Consider the following 15,909-nt stretch of genomic DNA (forward strand, 5'->3'; position numbering starts at 1 on the left):
GGGTCAGCGGCGTGGGCCGCGTGCCGCGCCCACTTCGGCCGGGCGCAGCTCTGCAGCGGCCTTGTCCAGGACACCGTTCACGTACTTGTGGCCATCGGTTCCGCCGAAGCTCTTGGCCAGCTCAACCGCCTCGTTGATGGCGACCTTGTATGGCACGTCGAGGCAGTTCTTCAACTCATAGGCCCCCACCAGCAGCACCCCGTGTTCGATCGGTGAGAGCTCGTTGGTGGGGCGATCGACATGACGCGACAGCACCGCATCCAGCGTTGCCGCATCCCGGATGCAGCCGTGCAGCAGGGCATCGAAATGCACGGTGTCGCACTTGTCGAAGCCTTCTTGCTCACGCATGTGGGCGTCGATCACGCCGGCATCGCTGCCGGCGATCAGCCATTCGTAGAGGCCCTGCAGAGCGATCTCGCGCGACCGGCGACGAGCGGACTTGGGGGCGGTGCGCTTCTTCGGCGCGCTGGCGGCAGGGGAGTTCACAACAAATCGTCCAGCAGATTGGCCATTTCGACGGCCACGCGGGCGGCGTCGCGCCCCTTGTCGGCCGCGCGGGCCCAGGCTTGTTCTTCGTTCTCGACCGTCAGTATCGCGTTGGCGACCGGAATCTGGTGATCGAGCGCGACGCGCGTCACGCCCGCGCCGCTTTCATTGGCGACCAACTCGAAGTGGTAGGTCTCGCCGCGGATGATGCAGCCCAGCGCGATCAACGCGTCGAAATCCTCGCTGTCGGCCATCACCTTCAGTGCCACGGGCACCTCCAGCGCGCCCGGCACGGTGACCTGCACGATGTGCTTGTCCGCCACGCCCAGCGCCGCCAGCTCCGCCAGACACGCGTCGGCAAGCGCGCGGGTGACGGTGTCATTGAATCGGGCCCGAACGATGCCGATCGACAGCCCGTCGCCGTTCAGCGGAGCGCTCTGGCCTTGGTCAGCACCTTGCATGAGTTGTTCCTGTGAGATGGAGAGATTCAGAAGTCATCATTCGGCGGCCATGAAGCCCGTGACCTCAAGTCCGTAGCCGGTCATGCTGGGCATGCGCCGGGGGCTGCCCAGCAGCCGCATCCGGGTGACGCCGAGTTCGCGCAGGATTTGAGCGCCGACACCGTAGGTGCGCAGGTCCATCACCGAAGTGGTCGCCCGAGCCGGTTCGCCATCAGGCAGCAGGCCGCTCACCAGCCGTTCAGCTTCTGCGGCGCCGCAGTTCAGCAGCACGGCGACCCCGCGCTCGGCGGTTTGCAGCTTGGCAAGCGCCTTGGGAAGCGGCCAGGAGTGGCCGCAGGTGCCGGTGTCCAACAGGTCGAGGACGGACAACGGTTCGTGAACGCGGACGAGCACCTCTTCGCCAGCCTGCCATCGGCCTTTGACCAGCGCCAAATGCACGCCGCCTGACCGATCGCGGAACACCTGGGCCTGAAAGCCACCCTGGGCCGTCTGGAGGGTGCGTTCACCGACACGGGTGACCAGCGATTCGTTGCGGCTGCGATAGTGGATGAGGTCGGCGATGGTGCCGATCTTCAGGCCGTGCTCTCGGGCGAACACTTCGAGATCGGGCAGTCGAGCCATCGTCCCGTCGTCGTTCATGATTTCGCAGATGACGGCGGCTGGCGTGAGGCCCGCCATGGCTGCCATATCGCAGCCCGCCTCGGTGTGGCCGGCACGCATCAGCACGCCACCGTCTTGTGCCTGCAACGGGAAGATGTGCCCCGGTTGCACGAGATCGGTGGGTTTGGCATCGCGTGCGACGGCTGCCTGCACCGTACGGGCGCGATCGGCGGCGGAGATGCCCGTGGTCACGCCGGTGGCGGCTTCGATCGAGACGGTGAAAGCGGTGCCATGGACGGTGCCATTGCGGCTGGCCATCGGCGTCAGGTTCAGGCGCTCGCAGCGCTCTTTGGTGAGCGTCAGGCAGATCAGCCCTCGGCCATGCTTGGCCATGAAGTTGATGGCCTCGGCGCTGACGTGGTCAGCGGCGAGCACAAGGTCGCCTTCGTTTTCGCGATCCTCTTCGTCGACGAGGATCACCATACGGCCGGCGGCGAGCTCGGCCACCAGCTCTGGAACGGGAGAAATGGGCATCTCGCGATTGTAGGCGGCGGGTCCAGACGGATCGGGGTGCGAGGTGATGCTGCTGCCCCCGCACGACACTCCCGGCCTGGGACGGGTGTCAGGCTTGGCGCCGCAAGATCAGGCGCACGTCCTCGCCCACCGTCTGAGCGCCGTGGAAGGAAAAGCGTCTCACGCCGCTGAGCTCGTGGAGTGGTGACAGGGCTGCAATGCCACGGCCGGGACCCAGCAGCATCGGAGCCAGGTAGACCAGCAACTCGTCGACCAGATCGTGTTGCAGCAGTGAGGCGTTGAGCCGGGCGCCTGCCTCGACGTGAATCTCGTTGATGCCACGCCGCCCGAGCTCATCCATCAGCGCGGGCAAATCGATGCGGCCTTCAGATGAGGGCTGGGTCAAGACGTCCGCGCCGAGGTCTCGCAGCGCGGCCTCCCGGGAGGGCTCCGGGCGGCTGGCGACGAACAACACCGGTCCGCCCACGCGCAGCAGTTGGGCATCAGGCGGCGTCTGCAGACATGAATCGAGAACGATTCGCAACGGCTGCCGTGCAATGGGATGGCCGCGTACATCGAGGCGTGGGTTGTCGGCCAACACCGTGCCAGACCCGGTCATCAGAGCCGATGCGCGTTTGCGCCAGGCGTGCCCATCGTGGCGCGCCGATTCGCCGGTGATCCACTGGCTGACGCCGTTCTCCAAAGCGGTTCGGCCGTCCAGTGAGGCTGCCGCCTTGAGGCGGATCCACGGCCTCCCGCGTTGCATGCGAGAGAAGAACCCGATGTTCAGTTCGCGCGATGCGGCTTCGGCGTCGCCGTCGGCCGCCATCACATCGATGCCGGCGGCTCGCATCCGTTCGACGCCGCGACCGTTGACCTGCGGATTCGGATCCCCCGCCGCGACAACCACCCGTGCGACTTTCGCGGCAATCAATGCGTCGCAGCACGGCGGCGTCCGGCCGTAGTGCGAACACGGCTCCAGGGTGACATAAGCCGTGGCCCCTTCTACGGAGTGACCCTTCGCTTGGGCGTCTCGAAGCGCCATCACTTCGGCGTGCGCTGAGCCTGCGGCTTGGGTATGGCCCTCGCCGATCCACTGGCCATCGGCCGACACCAAGACACATCCAACCCGCGGATTGGGTTCGGTGAGGCCCACGGCCATTTCAGCCAAGGCCAAAGCGCGCCGCATTGGCAACGCCCAATCCTCTTTACCTGATGGCGATCGCGTCATTGACTGAAGTTTAAGCCGCCGCAGCAATCACAGCGTCGACCCCACCAAAGGGGGATCTGACAACACTTTGTGGAGCCCTTTGGGGGGAGAGACGGGTATGGGGCGCGTGGGCAAGAATTTCAGTGTCCACCTCGAACTGAGAGTGACTTAATCTGTACTTTGAGCGTCTGGGGTCGTCAAGAAATATAGGGGTGCCAGATATTGGCGCCGATCACCTGGAGGGAATATGTATCTGAAGTCGAATTATTTGCGGCGTGACTGCCGGATTCCAAAAGCCCAGCGCGGCGTCACGCTGATTGAAACGTTGGCTTCACTTGCGGTAGCTGGAGTGCTTGCCACCATGGGCGTGCCGTCGATGAATCAATTCAAAGCCAGCGCTGCCGTGAATGCCCAAATGGCAGAACTGGAGTCGGCCATACATCGCGCTCGGCTTGTTGCCACCACAAGAGGAGAGTTGGTCTCCATCTGTGCGTTGGATGCTGAGTCGCTGAAGTTGGGTGAGCCAGATTGCGTCGCGACGGGCAAGGATTGGAGCGCGGGTTGGTTGGTGTTCGTAGACAGGGGAGAGCGCGGCACCGTTGGCGAAGCAGATCAGATCCTTGCCATCCGAGAAGCTCCCACAGGAGCGGGTGGCTTGATAGCCACGACGCGGTACCTCACTTACCGCGCCAGTGGTGAATTGCTGAGCATCGCGGCGCACTTTCGCGCTGTTCCTCAGGGGCAGCCGTTGCTGGATCAGGAGCTGCCCGGCTCGAAGCTCATGTGCGTCAACAAGCCGGGCAATACCCGCGTCGCGACCGTCGGCAAGTGTGCGGGATGACCAAGCCTGCCAACCGAGCAGGAGGCGCAACGTCTCACCGCTCGTCGCCAAGCGGGGGCCGCTTGTCACCACCCCGTCCCCTACGCCTCGGTCATGAACGAAGATGGCCTTATGAATGCTCCGTTCATACGCCTAGTTCCCCGCCGGACGCGCTTGACCAGGGCGGCATCGAGCCGCGGATTCACGTTGGTCGAGTTGTTGGTGACCATGGCCATCGCCGGCATCGTCCTGATGCTCGCTGTGCCGTCCATGACTCAGTTTCTCTCGGATCGCGCGGCTGAAGCCAACGCGCAAGAGTTTGTGGAGGCGATCCGGTTCGCTCGTACCGAAGCAATGAAGCGGTCTCGCCCAGTTTCCATCTGCGCCACCAGCGCGCCGGAGGACGAGGCGCCAGTTTGCTCCGGAAAGCCGGACTGGGATAAGGGGTGGTTGGTCATCTACCCCGAGTCTCAGCAAGTCTTGCGAATCCAGAATGGCCTGCGTGCTATGAGGGCCGATACTCCGGTGGATACTGACGAGTCGCAGATCGACTTTCAGTCGACGGGTATTGTGACCTTGGGTGCCGACACGTACGACTTCTATCCTGTCGGCGATACCGGAGATGATGATTATAAAAAGCGCGTTCGGCGAGTTGAAATCAGTGTGCAAGGCCGCGCTAAGGTGACGAAGGGGATTTGACGATGCGCCGTATCACGGTTCGAAGAGTTCGAGGCGTTTCGCTGATTGAAGTGCTCGTTGCAATGTTGGTCGTCTCATTCGGCGTGCTGGCCTTGAGTGGTTTGATGGCTGCAGCGTCCCGGCTGGGCAAAACGAGCGAGTTCCGGGCCGTCGCAACTCTTTTGGCATCCGACATGGCCGACCGTATGCGGGCCAACAAGTTGGGTGTCAACAACGGAGCGTATGAATTGTTGAACGCCTACGAGCCGCCGTCAGACGAGCCTCCGGATCCTGTGGCTTGCGCGAAGAAGACTGAATGTTCCCCGGCTGAGTTGGCCGCCCAAGATTTGGCGGAATGGAATCAGGCGCTCTACCATTCGCTACCGAGTGCTCAAGGATACGTCGCGGCAGATGGTTCTCAAACTCCGCCGGTGGCGGCGGACATCTGGGTAGCCTGGTTGGATCCCAAGGCCAGCGAAAATGAAGACGCCTTCGGATCAGATTCGGGTTCCCATCAGGAATGTCCGCCGGGCTTCCGCGACAAGGATCCCCAACCTCGTTGCTTGTACTTTCGGGTGAGCCTGTGATTCAGTACACAAAACACCGTTTGCACGGCGCGCGCGCGCAGGGCGGCTTCTCACTGATTGAGTTGATGATCTCACTGGTCATCGGCTTGGTCGTGGTGGGCGCTGTGTTTGCGGCGTACCTGAGTACCGGAACCAGCGGCCGAAACGGGCGAGCCCTCTCGCAAGTCACCGAAGACGCGAGCATCGCATTGAATGTGCTGCGGACCGGGGTGGCGATGGTAGGTTACGGTGCGCCCCAGGACTTTGACAAAACTACCGGGCGCTTTGTCAAGCAGTATGCAGGTGTAGGGATATTTGGATGCGATAGCGCATTTTCCGATTTGGGGAAACCCATCGATCAACTGACCTGCAACGCCAAGGGTGACGCAGATTCAGTGGCGGTGGCGTATCAGGCTGATCAGTGGAACAGCGTCACGTCGAGCAATGTGCCGTTGGACTGTCTGGGTGGTGCCTTAACTGCGGTGAGCGGGATGTATCTGAATTACAGCCGATACTACGTGCAGGATGGTCAGCTTTTGTGCAGAGGACCGGCGAACGATGCTGGCCAGGCATTGGTTGATAATGTTGTCGACTTGCAGATCAGATATGGCGTTGCGAACCGAGTCAACGGTACCCCGGACAGTTACGGCGCGGCCTACTACGCCACGGCAGATGAAATCGGTGCTGTTCCTAACTCTGCGGGCTGGACGAACGTCGTGGCTGTCCGAATCTGTGTGGTTGTTCGCAGTGCCGAAAATGCACTGAATGAATCTGTCGGTACCTATCAAGGGTGCTCGGGGCCTGTTGAGGTGAAGGACGACGGCGATCTTCGTATGTATCGCGCCTTCACGACAACCGTGGTTCTGCAAAATCGTTTGGGAGCAGTCCTGTGAGGCATTCGGCAGCCCGCGCAAAGCGGAATCGGGAGCGCGGCGTGACATTGTTGGTAGCGCTGATCGTTCTGGTCATCATTGGCTTGACGTCAGCTTCGGTGATGCGTAGCGTCCTGAGCACCGACGTTGTGGCTAACAACACTCGCGTCCAGACACTGGCAACGCAAGCCGCCCAAATCGGCTTGCGCTATTGCGAGACGCAGGCGGTTGCAGACGCTAACGGTACACCCGCTGCTTTACCCGCCTCGCCTGCCGATTACTGGAACACCTACAGCCACTGGGCAGAAAAAAAGGTTGGCATCTACGAGGTGCCGGAAGATTACATGCTTTCTTCAAACAGCACGTTTTCGCCGGAAAAGCTACCCCAGTGCATGGTTCAGCAATTGGTTATCAACGGCAAGACCGTCTACCAGGTTACGGCACAGGGGTACAGCCCCGATTACTCAGCCGATGGCGACGGATATACAGATACCGGATCCGTCGTCTGGCTTCAATCAGTGGTCTATCTCAATTAACGAGTCGAGGGCACCATGGCACACTCGATTGCTCGCCTGAACGGCCGCATTCAGAACGTATCGATTGTGGCCGTGTTTGCGGCCGCCGTGATTCCTACGGCGATTTGGGGGGGCGAGCCTGCCCAGATTCCATTGTCAAGCAGGGTGGCTGAGCCGCCTATCCCTAACGTCAACTTGACCATTGATGATTCAGGGTCGATGTTGGCTGATTTCATGCCCGAAGGCAGCTTTACCGTCAATGGCAAATCAGTCACGTTGGCCAACGGGTGGATTGCTGCATTTCCTGGCGACTGGCGAAAGCTATGCCAAGATGGAAAAAAGGGAAGCTGCGTTGCCGGTACGTGGCCAACGGGTGGATATCTTGACGGGGTGGTTACATCGATCAAGAATCCGACCGAAGTCTATCAAATGCAGTACCGATCGCCCGATGTCAATGCGATCTATTACAACCCTGACATTCGGTATCTGCCCTGGTACAAGCCGGACGGGACGCGCTTCCCCAATGCAAAGCCATCCGCGGCGCCGTACGACCCGGTGATCACCGACGCCACCTTCAATCTTTCGATCAACTACACCAAGCCAACCGGTGCAGACGCCAAAATCAGCACGGTCTGGTATACGAAGTACAACAGTACCAGCAACTCGTCACAAGAGTTTTACCCGGGCTACGTGTATCGGTTGAAATCAGGGGCGGATCCTACTTCAAAATCCAATTTCACCCTTTACGACGTCAATGCGACTGACGGAAGTCACGCGCCCGCCGAAAAGAACGCGAATCGCACCGATTGTGCAGGGAAGAAGTGCACTCAGGTGGAGGAACTACAAAACTTCGCCAACTGGTTCACCTACTATCGAATGCGTGAATCATTGACGAAGGCGGCCGTTTCCGAGTCTTTTGTTCAATTCAAAGACAAGCTCCGAGTCAGTTGGGGCCGCATCAACAACGGTTCAAGCACTAGTATTGACGGCAGCTCCAAAAAATACTCCATCATTGAATCTGAGAGCAATGGTGGGCCGATGCGTCCGCTTGATGCGACACGTCTGAACAAGGTGTTGACCGGCGTGCAAAAAGTGTCCTCGTGGCCCAGTACACCCTTGCGCACCGCACTGAATACTGTGGGGACATATTTCGACCGTTCGAGCGATCAGACCGGCAGTCCGTGGTTGACCGACCCGTCGTCGAAGACGAACAAGGAAAAGCTTTCGTGCCGCAGATCTGTCAGCTTGCTCATGACAGATGGCTATTACAACGACAGCTATAGTGGCGCCGGTGATATAGATGGGGTGAGCGGAACAGATTACGCCGGCAGCAACCCCAATAGCTATAGCCCGACGCAGTACAAGCCGGTCCGGCCGTTCATTGACTCGCCGACGGCCCTTTCGAACACGTTGGCAGACGTGGCAATGAAATTCTTCGTGACGGATTTGGATACGAATCTGGCCAACAAGGTGCCACCGTTGACGGGTGACATTGCCTACTGGCAACACCTGACCCAATTCATGGTGGGCTTGGGTGTGATTGGCACTTTGGATTCGTCCACGCCGGCGCAGAAGACCGCGACATTGAAGGCGATCACGGAAGGTTCAAAGAACTGGCCTGACCCGACCAAAGGTAACCCCCAGAAGATCGACGACATGTGGCATGCCGCGGTCAACACGGGAGGAGACTTCTACTCGGTTCGCAACGTCACTGAATTGACCGCGGCACTGAAGGATGCCTTCGGTCGCTCTGCAGGTAACGAAGCGAAGGAGGCTGGTGTAGCCACGGCTTCAGGCTACATCGTTGCCGGCAACGTTAAGTACGTGCCGAAGTACAAATCGGTGTCGTGGTGGGGTGACCTGGAAGCTTGGCCGCTGGGGATCGACGGCCGCGAGGGTGACTCGGTGCTGTGGCGAGCGAGCGAGCATCTGCCGGCAGCCGCAAAGCGAAACCTTTTTACTTGGTATGGATCGGAGCCCGGAGCGTTTGTCTGGGATTCGATGCCCTCCAGTATTCAGAGTCTTGTGGGATCCAAAGGACTCACCAATTACATTCGTGGAGATGACACGGATACGGGCTACACGGGAACATACAGGAGCCGAGATGGCAAGTATCTCGGGGACTTCGTCAACTCCCCGCCGGTTCTGGTCAAAGGTCTCCTCAATTTGGGTTACACGGCGTTTGATTCGAACTACACGACGTTTGTAGCCGCCAAGAAGAGCCGATCTGACGGATTGGTTTTTGCGGGTGCGAACGATGGCATGCTGCACGCCTTCCGTTCTTCTGACGGAACCGAAGTCTTTGGTTACCTGCCGAAGGAGGGGCTTTCGCGACTTGGCACGATCGCGTCAAAGGACTATGGCACGACGGCGAATTACCACCGCTTTTTCGTCGATGGCCCCATCAATGAAACCGACGCGTTCATCCGCCCGCGCGGCGCGAGTTCGGCGGAATGGTCGAATCTGCTGATTGGGAGTATGGGGGCGGGAGGCAGGACGTTTTTTGCGCTACACATCCCAACCAGTTTTGGTTCGACCCTCGACGCCGCTGACCTCGGTGCGAACACGATCATGTGGGAGAAGAGTTCCGCCGACGATGAAGATATTGGGTACATGTTCGCCGATTTCGCCGTTGGGAAAATCAAGGGCGGAGGTTGGAAAGCATTCGTCGGAAACGGGGTTTATTCGAAAGACGGCAAGGCGGTTCTTCTGGTCGTTGACTTGGAGGATGGCGACATCGAGCAGAAGATTGTGGTCGATAGCTCAAGTGGTACGGGTCTGATGGGGGTTTCTCTTATCAAGGATGAAACTTCTCATGAGGTCGTGGGCGCCTACGCCGGTGATTTGAAGGGTAACTTGTGGCGCTTTGACATCAAGGACGGTGAAGTCGTGGTTGGTTTCTCTGGCGAAGCCTTGTTCCGAGCTACAGATAAAGACGGTCACGCTCAGCCAATTACCATACCGCCGGCTACTGTCCACCATCCGGAGTATGGCCAGGTTGTACTCTTCGGTACCGGACGACTGATCGATACCACGGATGCGGATTCGTCCGCAACGCAAACTTTCTATGGGGTTTGGGATACCACGAAAATCGGGGAATCCTCGGCAGCTGCCACGAGCCCGTTCCACGGGGTTTCTCGACATCGCGAAAAGCTGCAAGTCCAGAAGGCGTCGACCACACCCTCCGATACCAACGGCAAGTACTTCGATGTGGAAACGGAGGAGGTCGATTGGAAGAGTCAGTTGGGATGGTTGATGGATTTGCCGTTCTCAAGGCAGCGCGTTCTGTTCCCATCATTTGTTCTCGCCGATACCTATGTGTTCTTCAGCACATCGGTGCCTGCCACTGAAGCTGCGGTGTGTTCGACCAGTACCGGCGTTGGATACAACTATCTTCTGATCGCGGCCAATGGCATGACCCAAGACACCCCGACTTACGATACAAACGGAGACGGGAAGGTTGACGAGCAAGATATCATTGCCGCAGGATTCAAGACTGGCAATGACGGCCGCGACGCTATTGTGATGCGCGGCAACGAAGACGAAGACGATGGTGCCGAGTGCGAGGATGGTTTCCGCAAATATCTTGACTGCCACACTGGCAAGGCATGTGAATGGGTTCGCGTTCAGTGCACTGCGGACAATTTCACTGTCAAGGACAGAATCTGGAAGCAGATTGTCAACCCGCCTGTTCCTGCGAAGAAATAGGATTTTCTGTGATGTCTAGCAAGCAATTCCCGTGGTGTGGATCTCGTGGAAGGGTGAAAGGATTCACCTTGATCGAACTCATGATCGTGGTGGCGATCATCGGGATCTTGGCTGCGATCGCCTATCCGGCTTATACGGAACAGGTGCGTCGTGCAAAGCGCAACGAGGCGGCGACTGCGTTGATGCAGGCGTCGCAATACATGCAGCGGTACTATTCGGCGAACAACACGTTCACCGGAGCTGGAGACAAGTTGGAAGCTGCCGGTATGAACTGGGCGCCGGTTGGTGTCGAAAAGGACAAACGCACCTACGACATTGAGGTTGCTGAAAACTGCAGCGGCCGTTGTTATACGTTGACCGCGAAACCTGTTCTGAACGACCCTGTGTGTGGTGACCTGACCCTTACGGATACAGGTTTGAAAGGGCAAGGCTCTGGCACGACGAGCGAGTGCTGGAAGTAGGCTATTGAGATCAACGGTGCGGAATACAGAAGCGGCCGTTTGGCCGCTATCGCGCACGTTTAGGCGATAGTCAAATTTCTTTGATCAGCCTACTGAATTCATCCACGTCTTCGAAGCTGCGGTATACCGACGCGAATCGGACGTAGGCCACCTTGTCGAGGCGCTTGAGTTCGCGCATCACCAATTCGCCGATCCGCGTCGAGGGGATCTCGCGTTGGCCGCTCGTCAGCATCTTTTCCTGGATGCGTTCGATGGCGGCATCCACCTGCTCAATGCTGACCTGGCGCTTGCGGAGCGCCAAGGTCATGGAGGCACGCAACTTGGCCGGGTCGAAATCCACCCGGGCGCCGCTGCGCTTCACGATGGCTGGCAGTGCAATTTCCGCTCGCTCATAGGTCGTGAATCGCTTGTCGCACTTGGTGCATTTGCGCCGCCGGCGAACCACGTCACCTTCGTCCGATTCCCGGGTCTCAACGACCTGGGTTTCGACGTGTGAGCAGTAGGGGCAGCGCATGTTGCTGACGCGATGGCGGTGTGGGGCAGCGGCGGTCTAGCGCCTTTTCAGCGGTAGACGGGGAAGTCGCGCGTCAGAGCGGCAACCTTGTCTCTCACGCGCGCGATGTTCGCTTCGTCGTGGGGGTTGTCGAGCACGTCGGCGATCAGATGCGCGGTGGCACGTGCCTGCTCTTCCTTGAAACCCCGCGTCGTCATGGCGGGGCTGCCAAGGCGGATGCCGCTGGTGACCATCGGCTTCTGGGGGTCGTTCGGGATGCCGTTCTTGTTGCAGGTCATGTGGGCGGCACCCAGAATCGCTTCAGCATCTTTCCCCGTGAGGTTCTTGGGGCGCAGGTCCACCAGCATGACGTGGCTCTCGGTGCGACCGCTCACGATGCGCAGGCCGCGTTCGGTCAGCGTGTCGGCCAGCACCTTGGCGTTCGCCACGACTTGCTGCTGATAGGCCTTGAACTCCGGGCTCAATGCCTCTTTGAACGCGACCGCCTTGCCGGCGATCACGTGCATCAGCGGTCCGCCTTGGATGCCGGGGAAGATCGCGCTGTTGATCTTCTTGGCAATCGCCTCGTCGTTCATCAGAACGATGCCACCGCGCGGGCCACGCAGGCTCTTGTGGGTGGTCGAGGTGACGACATCGGCGTGCGGCACTGGATTGGGGTAGACGCCAGCGGCGATCAGGCCGGCATAGTGCGCCATGTCGACCATGAAGAAGGCGCCGATCGCCTTGGCGACTTTGGCAAAGCGCTCGAAGTCGATGCGCAGGCTGTACGCGGACGCGCCGGCGATGATGAGCTTCGGCTTGTGTTCGTGGGCCAGGCGCTCCATCGCGTCATAGTCGATGGCCTCGTTGGCATCGAGGCCGTAGCTGACGACCTTGAACCACTTGCCGCTCATGTTCAGCGACATGCCGTGGGTGAGATGGCCGCCTTCGGCGAGGCTCATCCCCATGATGGTGTCGCCGGGCTGCAGCAGGCCGAAAAAGACGGCCTGATTGGCCTGCGAGCCTGAGTTGGCCTGCACATTGGCGAACTGCGCGCCGTAGAGCTGCTTCAGACGATCGATGGCCAGTTGCTCAACGACATCGACATTCTCGCAACCGCCGTAGTAGCGCTTGCCGGGATAGCCCTCTGCGTACTTGTTGGTGAGTTGCGAGCCTTGCGCTGCCATCACGGCCGGCGAGGTGTAGTTTTCCGAGGCAATCAGCTCGATGTGTTCTTCTTGCCGGCGGTTCTCGGCCTGGATGGCGGCCCAGATTTCGGGGTCGACATGGGCGATCGTCGATTGGGTGCGGTCGAACATTGGTGGCTTCCTTGTGAACGGGCGATCACGCCAGCGCCGGCTACATGGCGTTGCATGCAGATGGCGGGCTGCCCAGGCGAACGGCTGTTCTAGGCAGCAGGCTTGCCGCCCCGCGCTTCCCGGTGGTGATCCACCTCGCGGCGCCCAAAGAAACCAGTAGGGAGTGTTGGAGCCGCTATCGCCAGTTGCGCGTGGAAACTAGTGTATCCCGCCTGTCGGCAAAGGGGTTCTCCGCCGTTTGGCGTGGCGGAGACACGTCAGCGGGCGGAAGCCACCTGTTCGTGATCGAGGGGCTTTGCGTCTGCCTTTGGCGCTTCGGCGGGTGACGTGGGGGTCGGGGCCGAAGGGGCGGTCGCGGCCACTGCAGGTGCAGCCACGGTGGGGACGGTCACTGGCACGGGTTGCCCGGCGGCCACGCGGCTAAGGTGGCGCTGCTCGGCCAGCACCTTTGCCGCATAGCCACCGTCATCGGCCGTGTTGGCGCTTCCCACGTAAAACTTCAGGCCCGCCTCCAGACTTCCGGCGCGAGAGATGCACTCTTTCAAGACTTGAACGCCCACGCGCAAGTTGGTGGTGGGGTCGAAGGCCGTGAGTGAGCCTCCGAATACCTCGTATTTGTCGTTGTGCACCCGCGTCATGACCTGCATCAGGCCTTGGGCACCGACGGGGCTCTGTGCGAAGGGGTTGAAGCTGGATTCAATGGCGACGATGGCCAAGATCAGCGTGGGGTCCAGGTTGGCGCGTTGGCCGACGCGCCAAGCTTCTTGCACCAGACGTGCCACTGGTTCGGGGGCGACACGGTATCGGCGCGACAGCCAAGTCGCCACCGCCGCTTGTTGGCGGTTCAATTCCGATGGATCGGTCGCCAGCGCCTTGGCGAGCGCGGCGCTGTCCGGGTCGTCCGGTTCCGCAACGTAGCCGGTGATCTCTTCAGTGCGCGCGCTCTGCCGTTGTTGCAGCCAGTCGAGTGCTTGCTGTTCGACGGTCGCCCGAAGGTCGGCCCGGCCGGCGGCGAAGACCGCCAAAGCGACGACCAGCAGGCCGACCAAAGCGAGCATGTTGTGGCTGACCTCCAGAAGGCCGTTGCCGACATCGCGCAGGAAGACTGCGCTGGCGTGTCGGGCGGCCTGGGCCATGCGCAGCCACCACTGGGGCTCGTTCATGTCCATCCTTCCTCTCTCACACCGGTCCTGCAGCGCGGCGGGCAATGGCCCGGGCCCGTGCTCTAAGGGCTGGTGATAATCGGCTGCCACCTCGCAAAGGTGCGCTGCGTGGCAGGCGCTCCGGCGGCAGGGCGGGGTGGTTACCTTGAGGGGGCACTCCTCAGAGGGCGCCCGGGTAAACCCTTGTTTCGGTTGTTGCGGCGAATTGTAGGAAGCCTATAAATAACCAGTCAAGCATATGAATCCTGAATCTAATAACAAATCGATATGAAGTACCGAGATCTCCGAGGCTTTCTGGACAACCTGGAACGCATGGGTGAACTGCGGCAGGTGGCCGATCCGGTATCGCCCCGTCTGGAGATGACAGCGCTGGCGGACGAGGTTTTGAGGGCTGCGGGCCCGGCTTTGCTGCTCAAAAGCGCGCCGGGACCCGCGAAATCCGTGTTGTTGAACCTGTTCGGCACGCCGCGTCGGGTGGCCCTGGGAATGGGTGCCGACGACGTTTCCGAGTTGCGGGAAGTGGGCAGGCTGCTGGCGGCGCTCAAAGAACCGGAACCCCCTAGTTCCTTGAGGGAGGCCGGCAAACTTTGGGACATGGCCAAGGCCGTCTGGGACATGAAACCCACCCGGGTGAGCCTGCCGGTGTGCCAGGAGGTGGTGCAGGAAGGTTCCGAGATCGATCTGGCCCGGTGGCCCGTACAGTTTTGCTGGCCCGGGGACGCGGGGCCACTGATCACCTGGGGACTGGTGATCACCCGTGGGCCGCGCAACGTGCCGCGGCCCCGTCTTCGCCAGAACCTGGGGATCTACCGCCAACAAGTGATTGGGCCGCGCCAAGTCATCATGCGTTGGCTGGCGCATCGCGGCGGGGCGCTTGATTTTCGTGACTTCGCTCGGGTGAATCCGGGCAAGCCGTTCCCGATCGCCGTGGCGCTGGGGGCCGATCCGGCCACCACCTTGGGTGCGGTCACCCCGGTGCCCGACAGCCTGTCGGAGTACCAGTTCGCCGGACTCTTGCGCGGCGGTCGGACAGAGCTCGCTGACAGCTCGGTGGGGGAGGGCGATCTCAAGCTGCAGGTGCCTGCACGTGCCGAGGTGGTGCTGGAGGGGCATATCCCGCCCGCGCCCGTCGGCTTCGAAGGACGCAGCGAGCATGGCGTGCCGCTGCGCGAGATCAACGGTTACCTTCACGCGCTGGAAGGCCCTTTTGGCGACCACACGGGCTACTACAACGAGCAGGATTGGTTTCCGGTCTTCGAGTTGAGCCGCCTCACGCATCGGCGAGACCCGATCTATCACTCCACCTACACCGGCAAGCCGCCTGATGAGCCGGCGGTGCTCGGGGTGGCACTCAACGAGGTGTTCGTCCCCATCCTGCAGAAGCAGTTTCCGGAGATCGTCGACTTTTATCTGCCGCCCGAAGGCTGCAGCTACCGCTTGGCGGTGATCTCGATCAAGAAGAGCTACCCCGGTCATGCCAAGCGCTTGATGTTCGGCCTGTGGAGCTTCTTGCGCCAGTTCATGTACACCAAGTTCATCGTCGTGACGGACGATGACGTGAACATCCGAGACTGGAAGGAAGTGATCTGGGCCATCACCACGCGAATGGATCCCGTTCGCGACACGACGTTGGTGGGCGAGACGCCGATCGACTACCTTGACTTCGCCTCTCCAGTGAGCGGGTTGGGCGGCAAGATGGGGCTCGATGCCACCCACAAGTGGCCCGGTGAAACCAGCCGTGAGTGGGGCCGCACGATCCAGATGGACGCAGACGTCAAGGCGCGCATGGCGGGCCTGGTCGACCGGGTGCTCGCTGGCCGCTGAGCCGCCCCGTGCCGAAGCATGGGCGGGAACAGTTCACGCCCTGCATACAGGGGCACTGGATGATCTTGTAAAGATGCTTGCGGTGCGGCTTTCACGGGCGCACACTGAATTCGCCTCGATGAGGCAACACCCTGTAAGCGCAATTCCCGCGCCTACGGAGCCCCGGCCCACTTCCCTGCCGGAGCCCCACGGAGTGGCAGTGCCACTCACAGGCCCCTCC

General features: G+C 60.7%; 15 protein-coding genes and 1 riboswitch. Of the genes, 8 read left to right on the top strand and 7 right to left on the bottom strand.

All coding sequences use genetic code 11. The annotated features are described in order from the left end of the window. Positions 1–3 precede the first annotated feature (3 nt). The 4 genes from nusB to ribD all read right to left on the bottom strand — a co-directional run bounded on the left by nusB (position 4) and on the right by ribD (position 3,291). Positions 4–486, bottom strand: a complete 483-nt coding sequence (gene nusB, locus AACH06_RS01035) for a transcription antitermination factor NusB (protein WP_341423727.1) — start codon at positions 484–486, stop codon at positions 4–6. After that, positions 483–947, bottom strand: a complete 465-nt coding sequence (gene ribH / locus AACH06_RS01040) for a 6,7-dimethyl-8-ribityllumazine synthase (RefSeq protein ID WP_341423728.1) — start codon at positions 945–947, stop codon at positions 483–485. Before ribH ends, nusB begins: the two co-directional genes overlap by 4 nt. A 36-nt stretch (positions 948–983) precedes the next feature. Then, positions 984–2,081, bottom strand: a complete 1,098-nt coding sequence (gene ribBA, locus AACH06_RS01045; RefSeq protein WP_341423729.1) for a bifunctional 3,4-dihydroxy-2-butanone-4-phosphate synthase/GTP cyclohydrolase II — start codon at positions 2,079–2,081, stop codon at positions 984–986. An 88-nt stretch (positions 2,082–2,169) separates the two neighbouring features. Continuing rightward, positions 2,170–3,291, bottom strand: a complete 1,122-nt coding sequence (ribD, locus tag AACH06_RS01050; RefSeq protein ID WP_341423730.1) for a bifunctional diaminohydroxyphosphoribosylaminopyrimidine deaminase/5-amino-6-(5-phosphoribosylamino)uracil reductase RibD — start codon at positions 3,289–3,291, stop codon at positions 2,170–2,172. Positions 3,292–3,517: 226 nt separating this feature from the next. Here ribD and AACH06_RS01055 point away from each other — a divergent pair, with 226 nt between their 5' ends. From AACH06_RS01055 to AACH06_RS01085, 7 genes are all read left to right on the top strand, one after another. Further along, positions 3,518–4,111, top strand: coding sequence for a GspH/FimT family pseudopilin (locus AACH06_RS01055; RefSeq protein WP_341423731.1), 594 nt, complete (start codon positions 3,518–3,520; stop codon positions 4,109–4,111). Between the two features lie 111 nt (positions 4,112–4,222). Beyond that, positions 4,223–4,789 carry a GspH/FimT family pseudopilin gene (locus tag AACH06_RS01060; RefSeq protein WP_341424216.1) on the top strand — a complete coding sequence of 189 codons (567 nt, stop codon included), beginning with the start codon at positions 4,223–4,225 and terminating at the stop codon, positions 4,787–4,789. Between the two features lie 2 nt (positions 4,790–4,791). Next, positions 4,792–5,355: a type IV pilus modification protein PilV gene (pilV, locus tag AACH06_RS01065; protein WP_341423732.1), complete on the top strand. Its 564-nt coding sequence runs from the start codon at positions 4,792–4,794 to the stop codon at positions 5,353–5,355. Then, the gene (locus tag AACH06_RS01070; RefSeq protein ID WP_341423733.1) at positions 5,352–6,227 is read left to right on the top strand and encodes a PilW family protein; all 876 of its coding nucleotides are present in this window, start codon (positions 5,352–5,354) and stop codon (positions 6,225–6,227) included. Before pilV ends, AACH06_RS01070 begins: the two co-directional genes overlap by 4 nt. 41 nt (positions 6,228–6,268) lie before the next feature. After that, positions 6,269–6,742, top strand: a complete 474-nt coding sequence (locus tag AACH06_RS01075) for a pilus assembly PilX family protein (protein WP_341423734.1) — start codon at positions 6,269–6,271, stop codon at positions 6,740–6,742. 15 nt (positions 6,743–6,757) lie between these two features. After that, on the top strand, positions 6,758–10,429 hold the full coding sequence (locus AACH06_RS01080) for a pilus assembly protein (protein ID WP_341423735.1): 3,672 nt from the start codon (positions 6,758–6,760) through the stop codon (positions 10,427–10,429). Positions 10,430–10,440: 11 nt separating this feature from the next. Next, complete coding sequence (locus tag AACH06_RS01085) at positions 10,441–10,890, top strand: type IV pilin protein (protein ID WP_341423736.1); 450 nt, start codon at positions 10,441–10,443, stop codon at positions 10,888–10,890. 70 nt (positions 10,891–10,960) lie between these two features. Here AACH06_RS01085 and nrdR read toward each other — a convergent pair whose 3' ends face one another. The 3 genes from nrdR to AACH06_RS01100 all read right to left on the bottom strand — a co-directional run bounded on the left by nrdR (position 10,961) and on the right by AACH06_RS01100 (position 13,865). Next, entirely contained in the window at positions 10,961–11,404 is a 444-nt protein-coding gene (nrdR, locus tag AACH06_RS01090) for a transcriptional regulator NrdR (RefSeq protein ID WP_341423737.1), read from the bottom strand. A 47-nt stretch (positions 11,405–11,451) separates the two neighbouring features. Further along, positions 11,452–12,702, bottom strand: coding sequence for a serine hydroxymethyltransferase (glyA, locus tag AACH06_RS01095; RefSeq protein WP_341423738.1), 1,251 nt, complete (start codon positions 12,700–12,702; stop codon positions 11,452–11,454). A gap of 63 nt (positions 12,703–12,765) precedes the next feature. Next, positions 12,766–12,901, bottom strand: a riboswitch (ZMP/ZTP riboswitch). Between the two features lie 58 nt (positions 12,902–12,959). Next, the gene (locus AACH06_RS01100; protein WP_341423739.1) at positions 12,960–13,865 is read right to left on the bottom strand and encodes a transglycosylase SLT domain-containing protein; all 906 of its coding nucleotides are present in this window, start codon (positions 13,863–13,865) and stop codon (positions 12,960–12,962) included. Between the two features lie 267 nt (positions 13,866–14,132). On the opposite strand from AACH06_RS01100, the gene AACH06_RS01105 reads away from it, so the two are divergent. Further along, positions 14,133–15,689, top strand: coding sequence for a UbiD family decarboxylase (locus tag AACH06_RS01105; protein ID WP_341423740.1), 1,557 nt, complete (start codon positions 14,133–14,135; stop codon positions 15,687–15,689). Positions 15,690–15,909: the final 220 nt, after the last annotated feature.

Source organism: Ideonella lacteola (assembly GCF_038066555.1).
GTDB lineage: Bacteria > Pseudomonadota > Gammaproteobacteria > Burkholderiales > Burkholderiaceae_C > Ideonella > Ideonella lacteola.

Coding starts and splice junctions, on each gene's coding strand:
- glyA (WP_341423738.1), bottom strand. CDS start 12,702: ATGTTCGACCGCACCCAATCGACGATCGCCCATGTCGACCCCGAAATC.
- ribBA (WP_341423729.1), bottom strand. CDS start 2,081: ATGCCCATTTCTCCCGTTCCAGAGCTGGTGGCCGAGCTCGCCGCCGGC.
- AACH06_RS01060 (WP_341424216.1), top strand. CDS start 4,223: ATGAATGCTCCGTTCATACGCCTAGTTCCCCGCCGGACGCGCTTGACC.
- AACH06_RS01105 (WP_341423740.1), top strand. CDS start 14,133: ATGAAGTACCGAGATCTCCGAGGCTTTCTGGACAACCTGGAACGCATG.
- AACH06_RS01085 (WP_341423736.1), top strand. CDS start 10,441: ATGTCTAGCAAGCAATTCCCGTGGTGTGGATCTCGTGGAAGGGTGAAA.
- nrdR (WP_341423737.1), bottom strand. CDS start 11,404: ATGCGCTGCCCCTACTGCTCACACGTCGAAACCCAGGTCGTTGAGACC.
- AACH06_RS01100 (WP_341423739.1), bottom strand. CDS start 13,865: ATGAACGAGCCCCAGTGGTGGCTGCGCATGGCCCAGGCCGCCCGACAC.
- ribH (WP_341423728.1), bottom strand. CDS start 947: ATGCAAGGTGCTGACCAAGGCCAGAGCGCTCCGCTGAACGGCGACGGG.
- pilV (WP_341423732.1), top strand. CDS start 4,792: ATGCGCCGTATCACGGTTCGAAGAGTTCGAGGCGTTTCGCTGATTGAA.
- ribD (WP_341423730.1), bottom strand. CDS start 3,291: ATGACGCGATCGCCATCAGGTAAAGAGGATTGGGCGTTGCCAATGCGG.
- AACH06_RS01055 (WP_341423731.1), top strand. CDS start 3,518: ATGTATCTGAAGTCGAATTATTTGCGGCGTGACTGCCGGATTCCAAAA.
- AACH06_RS01080 (WP_341423735.1), top strand. CDS start 6,758: ATGGCACACTCGATTGCTCGCCTGAACGGCCGCATTCAGAACGTATCG.